Annotated in this window: 14 protein-coding genes and 3 tRNA genes; 10 read left to right on the top strand and 7 right to left on the bottom strand. The window is 26.8% G+C overall.

Annotation, left to right across the window (positions count from 1 at the left end; translation table 4 throughout):
- Positions 1-161: 161 nt before the first annotated feature.
- From BCF59_RS01250 to BCF59_RS01240, 3 genes are all read left to right on the top strand, one after another.
- Entirely contained in the window at positions 162-2,186 is a 2,025-nt protein-coding gene (locus BCF59_RS01250) for a S8 family serine peptidase (protein WP_134110465.1), read from the top strand.
- A 4-nt stretch (positions 2,187-2,190) separates the two neighbouring features.
- Positions 2,191-3,510, top strand: a complete 1,320-nt coding sequence (locus tag BCF59_RS01245; RefSeq protein WP_134110463.1) for a hypothetical protein — start codon at positions 2,191-2,193, stop codon at positions 3,508-3,510.
- Between the two features lie 120 nt (positions 3,511-3,630).
- On the top strand, positions 3,631-5,004 hold the full coding sequence (locus tag BCF59_RS01240; RefSeq protein WP_134110461.1) for a M17 family metallopeptidase: 1,374 nt from the start codon (positions 3,631-3,633) through the stop codon (positions 5,002-5,004).
- Positions 5,005-5,022: 18 nt separating this feature from the next.
- Here BCF59_RS01240 and ligA read toward each other — a convergent pair whose 3' ends face one another.
- The gene (gene ligA / locus BCF59_RS01235; RefSeq protein ID WP_134110459.1) at positions 5,023-7,050 is read right to left on the bottom strand and encodes an NAD-dependent DNA ligase LigA; all 2,028 of its coding nucleotides are present in this window, start codon (positions 7,048-7,050) and stop codon (positions 5,023-5,025) included.
- A gap of 63 nt (positions 7,051-7,113) precedes the next feature.
- Here ligA and BCF59_RS01230 point away from each other — a divergent pair, with 63 nt between their 5' ends.
- A complete protein-coding gene (locus BCF59_RS01230) occupies positions 7,114-8,244 on the top strand; it encodes a trigger factor-related chaperone (RefSeq protein WP_134110457.1) in 1,131 nt (376 codons plus the stop codon).
- A gap of 8 nt (positions 8,245-8,252) precedes the next feature.
- Entirely contained in the window at positions 8,253-8,792 is a 540-nt protein-coding gene (locus BCF59_RS01225; RefSeq protein WP_134110455.1) for a PTS sugar transporter subunit IIA, read from the top strand.
- A gap of 27 nt (positions 8,793-8,819) precedes the next feature.
- On the opposite strand, the gene BCF59_RS01220 is transcribed toward BCF59_RS01225, so the two are convergent.
- Positions 8,820-11,369 carry a hypothetical protein gene (locus BCF59_RS01220; RefSeq protein WP_134110453.1) on the bottom strand — a complete coding sequence of 850 codons (2,550 nt, stop codon included), beginning with the start codon at positions 11,367-11,369 and terminating at the stop codon, positions 8,820-8,822.
- Positions 11,370-11,735: 366 nt separating this feature from the next.
- Here BCF59_RS01220 and BCF59_RS01215 point away from each other — a divergent pair.
- Together BCF59_RS01215 and BCF59_RS01210 are read left to right on the top strand one after the other, a co-directional pair.
- Positions 11,736-11,810 (top strand) — tRNA-Cys (locus tag BCF59_RS01215).
- An 11-nt stretch (positions 11,811-11,821) separates the two neighbouring features.
- Positions 11,822-11,898 (top strand) — tRNA-Arg (locus BCF59_RS01210).
- A gap of 42 nt (positions 11,899-11,940) precedes the next feature.
- On the opposite strand, the gene BCF59_RS01205 is transcribed toward BCF59_RS01210, so the two are convergent.
- The gene (locus BCF59_RS01205) at positions 11,941-12,519 is read right to left on the bottom strand and encodes a thymidine kinase (protein WP_134110451.1); all 579 of its coding nucleotides are present in this window, start codon (positions 12,517-12,519) and stop codon (positions 11,941-11,943) included.
- Between the two features lie 127 nt (positions 12,520-12,646).
- On the opposite strand from BCF59_RS01205, the gene BCF59_RS01200 reads away from it, so the two are divergent.
- Positions 12,647-13,312: a deoxynucleoside kinase gene (locus tag BCF59_RS01200; protein ID WP_134110449.1), complete on the top strand. Its 666-nt coding sequence runs from the start codon at positions 12,647-12,649 to the stop codon at positions 13,310-13,312.
- Positions 13,312-13,965: a deoxynucleoside kinase gene (locus BCF59_RS01195; RefSeq protein WP_134110447.1), complete on the top strand. Its 654-nt coding sequence runs from the start codon at positions 13,312-13,314 to the stop codon at positions 13,963-13,965. The genes BCF59_RS01200 and BCF59_RS01195 overlap by 1 nt, the downstream gene beginning before the upstream one ends.
- Positions 13,966-14,028: 63 nt before the next feature.
- On the opposite strand, the gene rbfA is transcribed toward BCF59_RS01195, so the two are convergent.
- The 4 genes from rbfA to BCF59_RS01175 all read right to left on the bottom strand — a co-directional run bounded on the left by rbfA (position 14,029) and on the right by BCF59_RS01175 (position 15,639).
- Positions 14,029-14,367 carry a 30S ribosome-binding factor RbfA gene (gene rbfA, locus BCF59_RS01190; protein ID WP_134110446.1) on the bottom strand — a complete coding sequence of 113 codons (339 nt, stop codon included), beginning with the start codon at positions 14,365-14,367 and terminating at the stop codon, positions 14,029-14,031.
- A 42-nt stretch (positions 14,368-14,409) separates the two neighbouring features.
- Positions 14,410-14,486, bottom strand: a tRNA-Arg gene (locus BCF59_RS01185).
- Between the two features lie 76 nt (positions 14,487-14,562).
- Entirely contained in the window at positions 14,563-14,784 is a 222-nt protein-coding gene (locus BCF59_RS01180) for a hypothetical protein (protein ID WP_134110444.1), read from the bottom strand.
- A 3-nt stretch (positions 14,785-14,787) separates the two neighbouring features.
- The gene (locus tag BCF59_RS01175; RefSeq protein ID WP_134110442.1) at positions 14,788-15,639 is read right to left on the bottom strand and encodes a DegV family protein; all 852 of its coding nucleotides are present in this window, start codon (positions 15,637-15,639) and stop codon (positions 14,788-14,790) included.
- 127 nt (positions 15,640-15,766) lie between these two features.
- Here BCF59_RS01175 and BCF59_RS01170 point away from each other — a divergent pair, with 127 nt between their 5' ends.
- Positions 15,767-17,401 carry an MAG5620 family putative phospho-sugar mutase gene (locus tag BCF59_RS01170; RefSeq protein WP_134110440.1) on the top strand — a complete coding sequence of 545 codons (1,635 nt, stop codon included), beginning with the start codon at positions 15,767-15,769 and terminating at the stop codon, positions 17,399-17,401.
- Positions 17,402-17,435 lie beyond the last annotated feature (34 nt).

The following is a 17,435-nucleotide window of genomic DNA, read 5'->3' as shown; positions in this document are numbered from 1 at the left end:
TTGATAACACAAAAAAATCTATGTTAAAATAATATAGACAAAAGTAAAAAATGGAATATGGAAGAATAAAATAAATTTATTTTTATATATAAAATTAATGTTAAGTTTATGATTATCCTTTTAAAATTTTGTCAACATAATAAATATTAAAAAGGAAAACAATGAAAAAGAAAGTTAAGTTATTATTAGGTACATCACTATTCGCAGTTAGTATTTCACCAGTTTTTATATTTAGTCATCAACAAAAAAATGATGGAAAAATGTGGTATGAAAAAACAAACGGACTAAATTTGGAGGTTAGGGATACCTTTAATTTACAAAAAAGTTTATTATCTACTAATGTAGAAAAGAAAATAGACAATGATTTTGAATTAAAATTACTTTTAAATCATAATTTTGATTCAACCGATGATTTTTTTGATTCTAATTACATCAAGAAGCAAAATGAAGGATTTATCGAATCGCTAAAAAGAGTGGGTTTAAGGTTTAAACAGTACATCATTAGTGATGAAACACCGATTGTTTGAATGTATTTTGATACAGAAAAACAAAGAGAGGAGTTTGTAAATAAAACAAAAGAAAACAAAAAAATATATAAATTTATATTATTTAAAAACACACAAATTCATACTCCTGAAATGGTTAACTATCACCATGATTGATACTATAATGATGATTATGGTGGTGGTTATTATTATGATGATACAAAATATGATATCTTAAACAAAGATGATGCGTTTAAAATATTAAATTTTACAAAACAAAGGGAAAGGGATTTAAAAACCAATAGTTCTAGGGAAACAAGACTTGGTATTTTTGAGTTTGATTATGGATTCGGCAAAAGTATAACTAATAATTTTAATGAAAATGGAATAGAATTTTTACAAGATAAATATTCGACAGAAAAAAAGCACCCTATATTGGTTTCATCGATAGCAGCAGGTGATGAAGGTTTTGACACTAAATCAAAGATTGTATTTTCTGATTATACTAATAAACAAGGTGAATGACAAAAGTGATTAGAAAAAATGGTAAAAGACAAAAAATTGAAATTAATAAATCATAGTTATGGTAAATCTGATGATACACTTTATAAATTATATGATGAGAACAGTTATGTTTTGGATTATCTTTCAAGAAAATATGGTGTAGTAAATGTTTTTGCAGCAGGAAATGAAAATAATGATGAAGAGATAGAAAAAGATAAAAACATAAAAGTAAGGGGATGGATAAATGATTATCAACTATCATATAACTCAATTGTTGTTGGCGCACTTGATAGAAACTATAATTTTGATATAAAAGAAAATAGACTAGCAGATTATTCTAACTATAAATTAGATTCCGGTAATCCCCAGATAGCTAAACCGTTTGTTGTTGCTCCTAGTGGATATAAATTTAAGTATGAGAATGAATTACAAACCGGAACAAGTTTGGCAGCACCCGCTATAACAGGTATTATTTCAACTTTATTAAGAACTAATCCGGATATAGATACAGATATTTATAGAATTCCTGCTGTTAAAAGTATTTTAAGTGCTTCATCTATCTCGACGACAGATAAAAATCAGAAAATAAATAAAAATGGGTTCAGTAACAAGTATGGTGCAGGAATACCAGATTATGAAAAAATGCTCAAAGCAGTTAAAAATTTAAATTTAGTAACAGTAGATTATGAAAATACAAATGATGAGATATCAATAAATAAGACTTTTTTTGTCGAGAAAGGTAAAACAATAAAAGCATCGTTATCATGGTTGTTTAATGCAGGTTTACTAAAAAACAAAGAAGGAATTCCAACTTATAATCCAAATGTTAATTGGTGATTTTTTTTAGGATTAATAGGTGGAACTATTGCTAATGTAGTAGAAATTGAAAGATTAAAAAAAGATACAAATAACTGGAATTTATCTCACAAGAACGAGGACTGATTAAAACTAAATGAAACAAGAAAAAGACAAGATTCTTGATTTTCTAATTATGATTTATTTTTAGAAAAATATAATTGAAATTCTGGCTGAAAAGTTATAGCAAGTTCAGAATCTACTTCATCTAATGATGAATTGATCGCATATAGGACTATTGATTCAGGAAATTATAGATTAGTAGTAAGAAGAAAGAGTTCCGCATTATTTAAAAATTCTGTTCCAGATAGGTTGGCTTTTACATATGTTATTCAAGACTAAAAAAATGAAATTTATTTTATTAGGATCATTTTTATCTGGTACTACTGCTATTGTTTCGTCGTGTCTAAATTCAGGAACAAATTATATAAATTCACTACCAAGAAAAACAGCATATTTTAGTGATTTAATTAGATTAAAACAAGAAAAACAAAATATAACAACAAATAACAGTATTATTTTTGACCAATTTTTTCCTAAATTTTCAGAATTTGTAAATGAATATAGAAACTTTCATTTCTTAGATGGAACCTCAAATAAAAGAATTAAATCTATTAGTGATTTTAATGAATTTATCATAAATAAAATCAATACATTATATAAGGACTTTAATTTACCAAAATCAATGTCAGATGCAAAAATTAAACAAACCTTTGAATCTGACTTTTTAAAAGGACAAACAATAGAAGAAATTCTTGCACAAAATGATATTTTATTGTTCGAATCAAGCAACGCTTACTCAGCATCCTTTTTAAATTACTTTCTTATAGATACAAGTAATAAAAAAGAAAATCAAATAAGTATTCTTGAGATTAATCCAGAATATGTTAATAATCAATTCGGTTATGATGAACCAAAATTGTTAATAGCAAATAGAAACGTTTTTACTGTAATATTAATACCAAAAACACAAACATATAAAATTATTGAAACAAGTCAAAAAGAAAATATTAAATTACTAAATGATTTATATAATGAATTTAAGTATAAATTAGACAACTTCATCAAAGAATATGAAATTGATAAAAAACTTACGTTAATTCAAAAAATTCAGCAAAATCAAAATGTTACATTTAAACCATTTTCTTTTTTAGGTAAATTAAATAATGAATCTATAAAGAATTTAACTATAAATACTGAAATTGAGTCAATAGAGAATATGGATGATTTTAACAAAATCATACTAACACCGCTACAAAAAATTGCAAATGATAATGCACTAAAAATAGACACAGATAAAATTAGGAAGTATTTTAAACAAGAATACATAGAGAATAGAGATATTGAAACAACTTTAAAAGAAAATAAAATTTTAGTTCAAAGAATGATTATTAATAAAACTTATTTATCATTTAACACACCAGATCAAATGGTTAAATATGAGCAAAAAGATAATAATATAACTATTGCTACAATATCAGACAGAGTTTTTAATTATAATTTTTCATTGAATGAATATACACCAAAAGTAAATGAAAATGAGGTTCTGTTCCAAGTTCTGGTAGTTCCTAAAAATTCTGTTATTAAACTTCAAGGCTCTTTAAGTTATAAAGAAGCAAATGACTTTTTAGTTAAAAATAAGGATTTGTTACCTAAACAAGCATAAATTATAAATTTATATTACATCATTGTAGTATTATCACTACAATGATGTTTTTAATTAGATTTGTTGATAAAATTACAAAAATAATTTGAAATTGATATAATAAATGCGAAAGGAGTTTAAATGGTAAAAGTAGAAAAATCAAGAAACTCATCTATGTTAGTTAAAGCAGTGTTTAAAGGTGATAAATTTCCTGAAACATTAGTGCAAAAAGATGGAGTTTTAACAGAGTATTTTGATACAAATGAAGCAATAGTTTATTTTGCAGATGAGCAAAAATATAACTATGATGTAGTAAGTAAGTTTGCAAAAAATTTATTTGCAAACCAAGTAAGATGTTTACAAATTGACTTAGACAGTTTTGTGCGTGGTAAAGTTTGCATCCCTTGTGTAGTCGATGCCTTTACAAATGCTTTTAAATTTACAACTGCTGAAATTTATTCAGCAAAAACTGGACCTAAACCAGAAAAACATTCAGTAAGCTTTTTATCACTAGCTGATGAAGTTAGATATGCAGAAAAACTACATACCGCAAATGTTTTAGCAGACGCAGTAAATTTTGCAAGAAATTTACAAATACTACCACCTAATATTTGTAATTCAGAATTTTTAGCACAAGCAGTTGTTGATGACTTAAAACAATATGACAACTTAAAAGTTACAGTTTTAGATAAAAAAGCAATTGAAGCACACAAAATGGGACTTTTATTATCAGTAAACCGTGGAAGCGTGTATGAACCAAGAGTGGTTGTTATTGAATATAACGGAAATCCAGAATCAGAAGAAAAAACAGTTTATGTAGGAAAAGGAATTACTTTTGATTCAGGTGGATATTCATTAAAACCAAGTCGTGTAATGCTTGGGATGAAATTTGATATGTCTGGTTCAGTCTTTGTAGCGAGCGCTTTAAAAGCTATCGCACAACTTAAACCAAAAACCAATGTTGCCGCTATTATGTGTATTACCGATAACCGTGTTAACGGTGATGCTTCATTACCTGATTCTGTGTGAACTAGTATGAATGGTAAAACTGTTGAAGTTAACAACACCGATGCTGAAGGTCGTTTAGTAATGGCAGACGGACTAACATATGCTGTAAGAAATCTAAAAGCAACTCGTTTAGTAGATGTAGCAACCTTAACTGGAGCAATTTTAGTATCCTTAGGACATACTTATACCGGAGTTTGGGCAACTAGTGATAAAGCTTGAGAAGAACTTAAAGAAGCAGCCGAAAGCCAACACGAATTGGTATGAAGAATGCCTTTAGATGAAGCGTTCGCAAAAGAAATTCGTAATTCTGTTGTAGCGGATTTAAAAAACACTGATTTATCTGGTGTGGGTGGAGGAAGTTCATCTGCTGCAATGTTCTTAAAAGAATTTACAGAAGGTGTAGAGTACATCCACTTAGATGTAGCTGGAACCGCAGAAGTAGGTGGAAAACCTACCGGAGCAATGGTAAAAACCTTAGTGCAATTAGCCTTAAATTCAAGCAAATAATAATATTAAAAGCAGCAACTATGCTGCTTTTAATATATCCATAAATTCTTGCTCATTGATAACTTTAACACCCAACTTTAAAGCGTTATCTAACTTTGAACCAGCATTTTCGCCAGCTAATAAGTAATTGGTATTTTTTGAAATACTACTTGAAACTTTACCACCACTTCTTAAAATTTCATTTTTAAACCAATCGCGATTTTGTGATAAGGTACCAGTAATTACAAATACTAAATTTGCTAATTTATCACTTCCTTTGCTTTCGCTTTGATAATTAAATATACCATCTAAGGCAATTAATTGCATACGATTGTTTTCTTTGGATATAAATTGTTTTATACTTTCAACAATAATTGGACCAATGGTGTTAATTTCTAACAATATATCTAAATTAATGTTTATTAGATCACTTAATTTAGTTATTTTTTGTGCTATTAGTTGCGCAACAGTTTGCCCGATATTTGCAATACCAATTGCAAATAAAGCGTTAGCTAACTTGATATTCTTAGATTTCTCGATAGAATTTAAAATATTATCAATTTTTTTAAATTCGTTATTTTTTTTAGTATTTCCAAATGATTTAAACTTTGTAATTGCTTCTTTATGTTGTTTAAGTTCAAAAATTGAAACAAAATCAATAATAAAGTTATTTTGATATAAAAAGCGCACAATTTCATTACCCAAGGTTTCAATATTTGCACATTGTTTAGAACAAAAATGAATTAAAGCACGTATACGTTGCTCACTACAATTTTCATTAATACAAAATTGATCAACTTGTCCATCTTTTTCAATTAATAATGAACCACATGCCGGACAATTTGAAATTTTAGCAAATGCATTTTCAGAATTTTTTCTAACTAATGCAATTACCTTCGGAATGATTTCGCCTGATTTAATTACTAAAACTTTATCACCAATATTAATATTCATATCTAAAATATATTCATAATTATGCAAAGTAGCATTAGAAACAAGGGTTTGGTTTAATTCTAATTTTTCTTCAAAATTAGCTACATAGGTAATTTTTCCGGTTCTACCTACTGTTGTTGTTATTTCTTTGATGGTTCCAATTTTTTCTTCGGTTTCATATTTAAAAGCAAGAGCATACTTAGGAAATTTAGATGTGTGCCCTAATAAATCTCAATATTGTAGATTATTTAATTTAATAACAAACCCATCGCATTCAAACTCAAAATCATTTTTTAAATTTTTAAAGTCTTGTACATATCTTCAAATTTCATTAAAATCGCTACTATGATGCATATATGGACTTACTGGAAAACCTCAATTTTTTAATTTTTGTGTAATTTCGCTTTGGTAATTAAATTGATGTTCGTTTGCATTTACTATATCATAAGCAAGAATGGATAATCCGCGTTCTTTAACGATGTTTTTGTCTAATAATTTTAATGTTCCGGCTGTTGCGTTTCTTGGGTTAGCAAAAACTTTTTTACCTAATTTTTCTAAATTTTCATTAAGTTGCTTGAAACGTGTTTTAGATAAATAAATTTCACCACGTATTTCAATATCCTTTGAATAAGGAATTTTTTTAGGTAGCAAATTAATTTGAAAAATATTTTCAGTAACATCATCACCTTGTACACCATTTCCGCGTGTAACGGCTTGTATTAATTTTCCATTTTGATATTTTAGTGCGATTGATAAACCGTCAATTTTAGGTTCTAAATTAAACGCTAAATCAGAAATATTTACTTTTTGCTTAATATCATTTAAAAATTTAAAAACATCTTCTTTGCTATAAGCTTTATTTAGCGATAACATTGGTTTTTTATGACTGATTTTTGCAAACTTATTTGAGTTTCATTCACCTAGTTTTTGGGTAGGTGAATTAGGTAAAATAAATTGTGGAAACTGTTGTTCGAGACTTTCTAATGTTTTATATTCATTGTCATAAACTTGATCTGAAACACTAGGGTTGCCTAGTTGGTGGTATTCTCAATCTCACTGATTTAATTTATTAACAAGTCCTTGGATCTGTCTTTGTATTTCATTGAGTTTTGGTTGCATTTTATAATTATACATAAATTAAAATTCTCGTATTTGAAATAATAGATTATAGTAAAATTTATATTAAAGGAGCTTAATATGAGATCTAAAATCACAAGCATAGTTGTACAAAAAAATCAATGAATTAATAATCAAAATTTGGCCTTAAAGTTTTTAAATGAAGAAAAAAAACAAAAAAAAGTTACTCAAAAAGATATTTTAGATTTTGCGCTAAGAGGTGTTGTAACACTCGAACGAGAAAAATTATTTAGAGAAAACGTGCAAAATCGTGATTCGGGAGAATTGCATTTTATGCCAATTATTGAAAACGTGGAAATGAATCTAGAGTCTTTATCTTTTGATTTGAAAACTTATTATTTACCAAAAGGGTTTTTAGATAAAATTAATTTTGATTTTCAACCACAAGAATTTAAACTTACTGATTCCGAAGAAAGAATCAATGACTTTATAGAAAACTATATTCAAAAATATCAATTAAGAAAATATCGTAAAGAAGGAAAAATTCAAGAGAACGATCATGTAGTTTTATTGATAACTGATGTAAAAGCCAATCTCGAACAAAAGTTTGAACTTATTGCAAATTCAAAAGATGCAAAAACCTTAGAAGCAGCATTGTTAAATAAAGAGTTAGATGCTGAATTTGACTTTGAAATTAACCAAGATACCAAAAAAATAAAAATATTAGGAGTATTTTTTTATACAAACGAAAAACTTACCGATGCAAATGTCATTGACTTAGGAATTGAAAAAGTTCAAACTATTGCACAACTACGTGAATTTATGCACCAAAATCTAACTGAAGAAGTAGTTGTAAATTCAATATTTAAATATGGAGTAAATGTTTTATTAGATTTAAAAAAACACAATCCAAAACTTTTGTTACCTAAAGATTTAATAGAAAGTGATATTAAAGGTTTTAATTTTACAAAAGATTTTGAGGGTAATAAAGAACAAATTGTTCGCGAATCGTTAGAAGATTTTTATTGATTAAACGCAGTAGCATTAAAATTTAACTTATTCATTAGCTCACAAGAACTTAATGAAGAAGTTCAGAGAGTGCAACTTTCAATTAATCCCGTAATGTTAAATCAAATAGATACAAAAAAAATAGCAGATGCAATTTTATTTCAAAAAGTTGGTGCAGTTTATTTAGCTAAATATCAACCAGAAGAATTTGAAAAAATTCAAAAATACTTAAACTTTAAATAAAGGAAATTATGGGATTTTTCACAAAATTATTTGGTAAAAAAAATGTAGAACCAGAAATAAAAAATGAGTTATTTAGTCCTATTTCGGGTAAATTTATTAATTTGGTTGATATTAAAGATCCGGCTTTTTCACAAGGTGCATTGGGTGTAGGTTTTGGGGTTGAATTTCAAACTCCTTCTGGTTTACAAAAGGTTTTGGCGCCAGTATCGGGCGAAGTGGTTTTGGTATTTCCTAGTAAGCATGCAATTTGTATAGAAACGAAAAATAAAGCACATGTTTTAGTTCATTTTGGAATTAATACTGTAAAATTAGAAGGACAAGGATTAAATATTTTAGTTTCTCAAGGTGATAAAGTTTCTGTTGGTGATCCATTATTAGAAGTAGACATAGATTTAATCACTAAATCTGGGTATATCAGTGATGTTTTGGTTTTTATTCTACCAGAAAGTCATTATAAAAAAATTGAATTTACACCAGTTCGTGAGACCGGAGAAATGATAGAACAAACAAATTTAATTGCAAATTTTGAATTAAATTGTTTAAATTAAAAAACACAATTGTTTGAGTTGTGTTTTTTAATTTAAATCTATAACTTGTGTATATTTAGTGTGTGAATTTTCATCTTTTAAATAATAAACAAAAGATAGAATTTTGGTTTTATTATCAAATGTTGATTCACTAAAAACGAGTGATTTACTAGGATCTTTTGAGATAATTTTATCAAATCATTCTGGATTCTTTACTTCAAATAATCTGTTTTGTGCACTTGTTCCACCGGTAGCAACCCCAATAAATTTTGTACCTTTAAAATTAAATTTTTGCATGCCCGGGAAAGTTTTGTTTTTGTTAGATTTCTTTTTAATGTTTTTGTTAATAGTTGAAATTATATCACTATGTGTTTTGTTATTAATTATTTGAAGTGGAGCGGTTCTTAATTCAGCATCCGATTCACTTGTTTGTGTGTCATTAGGGACTTGTGAATTTTCTGCTGTTGTTACTGATTCGATGCTATCTTGTGTTGTTTCGCTTGCTTTTGTATTTGAGTCGGCAGGATTTGTGTTTTCGGTTGTTGATACAACGCTATCGTTTAAAGTGGTTGTATTTTCATCATTTTGAGTTGTATTTGGTTGAGTTGATGATTTTTGATCTTGTGAAACATCTGTACTATTTGTTTCAGGGGTGATTGATAACTTAAATTTTTGTGTATATTTCTTTTCAGAACCTAAAACTTTATAAATGAAGGTTAAGGTTTTAGTATTTTCGTCTCAGGTAGATTCAGTGAATTTATTATTTGCTTGCTTTCCTTTGTCATTTGCAACTTTTCCATCGCTTGTAATATCATTAATGTTGAGACCGTCCTTTGCTATAAAAAGTTGATTGTCTTTACCTGTGTTTTGACCTACAACACCTATAAAACCGTTTTTATATCTTTGTAACCCTGAGAATGTAGAATTTTTATTTTTAGTGAGATTTGCTTTAATCTTTTCATAAATCATTTGATCTGTAACGTTTTCTTTTTTAATTAAAGCGTTTTCGTTTATATCTGTTTGAGTTTGTTGGCTCGAATCAGACTGCTCTTTTTGTGTAGTTGATGAAACTAAAGCTGTTTGATTGTTTTGTGGTGATTCTGCTGACTGATCATTTTGTTCTTGGGTTGAATCCGCTTCGTTGGTTGTTTTTGCAGTAGGTTGTTGAGTTTGAGATTCAGATATTTCTGCATCTTTAGTGTGTAGTGTTTGATTGTTGGTTGTTTCACTACCGGAAGGTTCAGTATCTTTGTTATTTGTTTGAGAGGTTATGTTGGAGTTATCTGATAGAACAAATTTTTGAATGTGTTTTTTGGTGTTTCCAACAATCATATAAACAAATGTTAAAGTTTTAGTATCTTCATCTCAAGTTGATTCGTTAAAAATTTTATTGTTATTATTTGTTTCTTGTCCATCATTAGTTAATTGATTTATATTAATGTTCTCTTTAACCATAAATAGTTGATTTTCATTAGTTGTTCCCATACTTGCAACACCAATGAAACCTTTTTTATATTTTTGTAAACCAGGAAAACTACCCTTCTTTTTTATTGCATCATGTATCATTTTTAAAACCATTTCATTGTTTACATTGGCTTTAAACCTAAGTACTGTTTCAACCTGACTTGATTGTTGTTGCTTTTCTGTGATATTAGCTTCTTGTGAATTTGGTTGATTTTCGTCACTTGTTTGTTTGGTAGTTTTTGAATTATTTTGATTTTCTTTGCTTTCAGTGTTTTTGTTAATATTGTTGTTTTGTGTGGACGCATCAGTTGATTCATTTTCGTTTTTTGGTATTGTTTGCTCTGTATTAGGTTTCTCCGGTCCGTTTTCGGTGTTTCCTGTTGTGGTTTGTGGATTTGTATTTTCGTTTTCTTTGTTAGATTTTATTAAATTATTAAGTATGATTTTTTGCTCAAATTTTTGAGATAAACCAGCTACCATATAAATAAAAGTTATGGTTTTTGTTTGTTCGTCTCATGTGGAATTTGTGAAATGAACGCTTGCTTCATTACCATCTGGTGTAAGCTTTTTAGTATCTAAGCCATCTCTAGCTACAAATAATTGGTTATCTTCTTTATAGCCACCACTTAAAATTCCAATAAATTGTGGTTTACTACGGTATCTTTGTAATCCTGGAAAAACACCTTTTTTCTTAATTCTTTCTTGTATTTTGTCATAAATTTTCTGATCACTAACACCTGCTTTTTTTACTAATGCATTACTTCAGTCAATTTGATTTTCAGTTAGTTTTTGTGATTGTTCAGGTTGAGTTTCTTTTTCGGTTGATAATTGTGGTGATGGATTTGTTTCTGAGTTAGTCTCTTTATTAGGTATCTCTGTTTTTTTGTTGTTGGTTTTAGTTTGATTAATTTCTTTATTTTCTTTATTTGGCTGTTTTGTTTCTAGTTGTAAAGGTTCGGTTTTTGGTATAGGTTGAGAAACAATAGGATTTTTATTGTTTTTTTGCTCTTTTGGTTTGTCATTTTTAGTTTCTAATTTATTGTTATTAGTGCAACTGACAGTGATTGTTGTGGGTGCGGTTGCTAATGTTATACCAACAAAGATTGTTTTTCATTTTAATTTTTTACTTTTCATTATTATAGTTGCTTTTAACTAATTTCCTTTCTTGGATCGTTTTGTTGTTAAATTATAATAAAGCCGATTTTATAAACTAAAGAAATGACAAAAATTAAGATGAAACTTTTATGAAAAAAAAAAAAAAAAAAAAAAAAAAAAAAAAAAAAATTTTATAAAAAAAAAAAAAAAAAACACAAAAAATTCCACAATTTTATTAAAGAGATACTGAATATAGGTTTAAAAAACTTATAAAATCAAAAAGTAATTTCCACATATTTAAACATTTATTCGACTAAGAAGAAACAAAATTTAAAATAAAAAAGAAACAAAAAATATTTTAATTTTTATAGGAATTTATTATAATAAGAGAGCACTTTTTACATAGGCACTATAGCCAAATGGCCAAGGCATGGGTCTGCAAAACCTTGAGTGCGGGTTCGAATCCCGTTAGTGCCTCCAAAACATTTTATGCGCCCGTAGCTCAATTGGACAGAGTGTTAGGTTACGGCCCTAAAGGTTGCGGGTTCGACTCCTGCCGGGCGCGCCATATGTGTAAGCATCAAAAAAACTATCAATAATTGATAGTTTTTTATATTTTCTTACGATGTTTTTGTTTTTCTCCATTAATATGACATTTACGGCAACGTGCTTCATATTCACTATCACCAACCATATTTAATTCTTGGTTTTTATCTTTACGGAATGAAAAAGCTGCATCGGTTTTACATTGCAAACAAACAGCTTTGAGTTTGCTAATATCATCAGCAATTGCTAATAGTCCTGGCATTACACCAAAAGGACGCCTTAAAAAATCCATATCTAAACCAGATACAATCACACGCACACCATTTAAAACAAGCTTATCAATGACATCAAAAATTCCATCATCCATAAAATTTGTTTCATCGATTGCAACGGCCTTATATTCATTATTTCAATGATCTAAGATTTCGGTTGATTTTTTTATAACAATGGCTTTATATTTTGCACCAGTACGACTTACAATTTTATTTTTATCAAAACGAGTATCAATATTTGGTTTAAATACAATTGTTTTAATTTCTGCAATTTCTAAGATTTTTAGTCTTTTTAATAATTCTTCAGTTTTTCCAGAGAACATTGGTCCTGTAATTACTTCTAGTATTCCATCGGGTCTTTTTAAATTCATTTTTCTCCTTGTTTTTTAATGATATATTTTTTTTATAAAATTATGAAATAAAAATTAAATTTTATTATTTTCAAAAATTTTAATTAAATTTTGTTATACTTTCAAAACAATTAAAAATGAGGTAAAAATGGTAATTGGTATCAGCGGAATGATTTCGAGCGGTAAAAGCACACTTTCTAAAAAAATAGTGCAGCATTATCAAAGCGCATGAGTGTTAAATGAATATGAACATGATGACGTTATTTTTAACACTTTTTTAAAATGGCTATATGAGCAAAAACCAAATTTGACGATGGCATTGCAAGAATATATGGTTGAAAACCACACAACTCGTTTAGAACAGCTTTTTGACGAATTTAAAGGTAACCAAGGTGATTTTGTCAAACAACATATAATTTTAGATCGCTTTAGTTTGGAACATTTTGTATTTGCGCAAGTGAATTTGGTGGCAAAGGGCAAAGTTTATTTAGATGGTTTTCAAAGGTTCTTTAACCAAATAGTTAAACCTGAAGATTTGCCAGATTTAGTAATTTATTTAGATATGAGTTTTGAAACATTTGAGAAAAGATTGTTTGCACGTAATAGAAATGTTGAAATAAAGAACTATGGATTAAATAAAAATTATTTTATTCAACTTTATATGGTTTATAAAGAAATTTTTATTCAACAAGTTCACAAATACAATTTGAATTATGCGATTATAGATACTGATCATTTAACAGAAAAACAGGTTTTTGAAAAAGCTATAGAAATAATTGAAAACTTTGATAAAAATAAGGTTAGGGCGAGATAATGGTTATTGCAATTTGTGGAATTAGTGGAAGTGGTAAAAGTAGCATTATCAAAAAACTTACTAAAATTTATCCAAATTCAATGGGTGTTGATATTTTGTATCCACAAGATGATGTTATTAAACAATTTTTACATTGAAGATATAATGGTTCGTTAAATACGAATATAGCTTTTTCATCATATTTATTAGAAAGTTGTCAACAACGTTTTGATCAAGCACAGCAAAAATTTAAACAAAAATTTAATCATTTAGATGGAATTTTATTTTTAAAAAGAATTAGTATTGAAAATTATATTTATACAGCCGTAAAATTAAGACAAAAGAAACCTAAATACTTGAAAGCATTTGATGAAATTTTTGACTCAATCGCTGATTTGGCGGATAAACCTGATTTAGCAATTTTTTTAGATGCAAGTTTTAATTACATTAAAACTAATATTTTAAAATATAGTCAAATTAAAAAAAGACAACATTTTTTTGCTAATTTAGAATATTTTGAACAAGTACATCAAAGCTATAAAACAATGTTTGTAGCATTAGCAAATAAGTATGATATTAAATATAAAATTCTAAGTTTAGATTTATTTTCAAAACCAAAAGATTTTATTAATGCAATTACAGAGATAATTGATGAGCATCAAAACAAAAGTTAAAAATTTTATTTTGTTATAAGTAAGATGAAAACTAAAACAGAGCATAATTTTTCGTGCTCTGTTTTAGTTTTCATTATGAATTTTTCTTAAAATGGCGTCAATCCTTTCTCCTGTTTTTGAAACATCATCTAAATAAAATTTAATTTCAGGTGCTTTTCGTCAATCCAAGGACTTTGCTAACATTTTACGAATAAATGAAGCCGCATTATTTAATGCTATTAACCCTTTTTGTGCATTTCCTGATAAATTTACATAAACTTTTACTAAACCTAAATCCGATGTTAAAACAACATCCATAACCACTGGATCAATAATGTTTACATTTGTTAAATCATTGGATACAATGTTTGCGATTAATTGATGTATTTGTGATTCTTTGCGCTTTAAATTAATTTCGTTCATAAAATAATTATATCTATTTACTTAAAAAAAGTTATAAAAAAATGGCGATCACGAGAGGATTCGAACCTCCGACCACAAGCTTAGAAGGCTCGTGCTCTGTCCATCTGAGCTACGCGACCACTAAAAATAATTCTATCATATTTTCACTAAATTTATAATTTATGTATAAAAAAAGTTTAGCACGAAGTTGGCTTGCTAAACATTCACTATAATTTGTCAAATAATAATACCGACAATAACACACAAAGCAAAGATTGAAAAAATAGAAATAATATATATTCAGGTATTTTTTTTATATTTTTTAATCGCTTGTTGTGGTAAAGTGTTTTCTCTAATAATTGAATCAATTAATGTTGTATATTGTAGGTTGATTTTGTTATTAGTTTGGTCTTGCGCTGATTTTTGTTTTTTAGACATTTATTACTTATCCAAATCTAACATTAAACTGATTGCAAACGCGTCTGGTCCAGTGTGTGCAGCGATTAATGATGGAGTAGTAACAATTGATGATGTTTTAGGAAATTCATCTGATGTGATAAATTTGTTTACTTCATCGCTTATTCCGGTAACTAAATCTACAAAAATTCTAATATCTTTTGCATATGATTTTAATTCATCAATATATTCATTAACTAAATCAAAAGCCTTATATACTGCGTTTTTAAAATTTTGTTTAATAGCAATAGACTTAACTTTTCCTTCTTCATTATAATTTAAAATAGGATAAACTTTAAACTTCGATAATAGAAATTTTTTAATTCCTGAAAGTCTACCTCCCTTTAATAGAAAGTCTAATTTATAAGGTACGATAAAGGTTTTTGAAGTTTCATTAATATCGTTTAATTTTGTGAATAAATCATTAATAGTTGCACCGTTTTCATACATTTTTTTAAAATGTTCTACAGTTCTAACAATTTGATTTCCAACTAAGTGATTTTCCATTACAAAAACGTTTTGACATTCTGTTGCAATTGAAGAAGCTTGAGAAAAAGTATTTGAAAGATGTTGTGATAAACCTAAATAAATAACTTCATCATATTCTTTTGATGCATCCTTGATAATTTTTTGCATCTTTTCTAATTTTGGTAAAGATGTAGTAATTTTGGTTGCTGTAGATATTTTATGTAATAGTTCTAAGTTATCATCAAAATCATCTTCGTATAAAACTCCGTCAATTTCAATTTGGAGAGGTAAAAATTTAAATCCTTTTTCTTCAGCTTGTTTAGCTGATAAACAAGAAAAAGAATCTACAATAATTCCTAATTTTTTCATTATTAAATTATAATTCATAATATTAAACATATAAATAAATTATTAGCTAAAATATTTAATGCAAAATTTAGCGGATTATTTTAAGAATTCATCAATTTAAAGGTTAAAAAATATATAATTGAATAATATGAAAATGACCGAAGAAAAACTCAAACATTGACATTCTTTTTATACTAACGAAGGAATATGTTTTATTCCTTTTGCTGAATTTCTAGAAAACATTAAAAAAGCAAGCAGAAAATCGACAAATCAAGCTAGAGCGTCATACAACGGAATTGAATTTTCAAGTGATGATCTTTTTAGTCAAAAATCTTTAAATATTTATTCCTTGATTGCTATTACAAAGACTTTGCTAGAAAATTCTAAAACACGCAATAAAACCATCTTAATTGGTAGTGATAAAAGTGTGGATAATAAGCTTTTATCTAACTTAAAACGTTCGATATCAAGTAAGCGAATTAGAGTGTTGGAATATAACACTGAAGAAATTAATGAATTTATAGTATTAAATACTAGTTTAGATGTCAAAATTGACTTTTATTTATACCTAAAAAAAAGTTTAATTAATAATAAATACTATTTAAAAATTTATCAAAACCATTGTATGTTAGATTTACAACAGCAAAGAGATTTGCTTTTGCAAGCTAATGAATTTGATAAAGAAATTATTTTGCAAAACTATGAAAATACAGCAAAATTAAAGATAGAAAAGTTTTTAACTTTTTATGATTTAAAGTTGCAAAATAAATTTCAGTCATTAAATCAACTGCAATCTGGACATAAAAATTTAAATATTAAAACTTTTTTAAGAGTTCCGCAGGACGAATATTTTCTTAATACTATTTTAATTAATCAAGGTTTTAATATTAAAAAAATAAGCAATATATATGTAGAACTTAGTGATAATTATTTATTTGGTTTTTTTAAAAAAATTCAAAACTTATCAAATAAAAGTCAAATTACGGACATTATAATTGTTGGCGATAAAAAAAGTAGGTTTAAAATATACTTTAATATTAAAAACAAACTGATTTATATTTCAAACGATGAATTGTTATATTTATATATAAACTTTTATTTCTTAACTTGAAAAAAACAAAATAAATTACAGGATAATAAATTAATAATTCCGCATCATACTTCGCAAGGTATTATTAATTTATTAAAAACTTTTAATATTAAATATTCATATCTAGAACATATTGAAAATAAAAATATTTTATTAGCCAACTTTTTGGACAATTATTCATCAAATTTAGATAACTTTTTAGACTTTAGTAATTATCAGTTTATTTTAGAGATTTGTTTAATGGCTGAATCATATAAAAACAATAATAATTTATTAGACTATAAATATTTAAAAATGCGCAAGTATTTTAGTGATTATGTTTTTGCGACATATACTTTTAGAACTAGTTTTGATGTACTAAAAAATATTGATAATTTGTTTGTACCTATGCAAGCACTGAGATGGGGTTTTAAAATAGTAGATGTAAATGTTTTTAATCATTCTGTAGAGTATCTGCATGAATTTATCCAATTAAAAATTACTGAAAAAAGAAGTGGTATTTATATTATTAATATTTTTTATGACTACGCAAATGAAAGTCTTGTTTTAAAACAAGAACAACATTCATCTAATTACAAAGTTTTTAAATTATGACCTAAGATAAAGGCCAGAGTTTTAAATCATCTTTTATTAATGGAAATTAAAAAACTTCTCTCGAAAAATACACCAAAAATAGTAAATAAAAAAGATTAAATATAAATGTTGTAAAATATTAATAATATTGAAA

The sequence above is a fragment of the Mycoplasmopsis mustelae genome (genome assembly GCF_004365095.1).
Lineage (GTDB): Bacteria > Bacillota_I > Bacilli_A > Mycoplasmatales > Metamycoplasmataceae > Mycoplasmopsis > Mycoplasmopsis mustelae.
The sequence above is the reverse complement of the archived record's forward strand: the minus strand, read 5'-3'. Positions and strand labels throughout refer to the sequence as shown.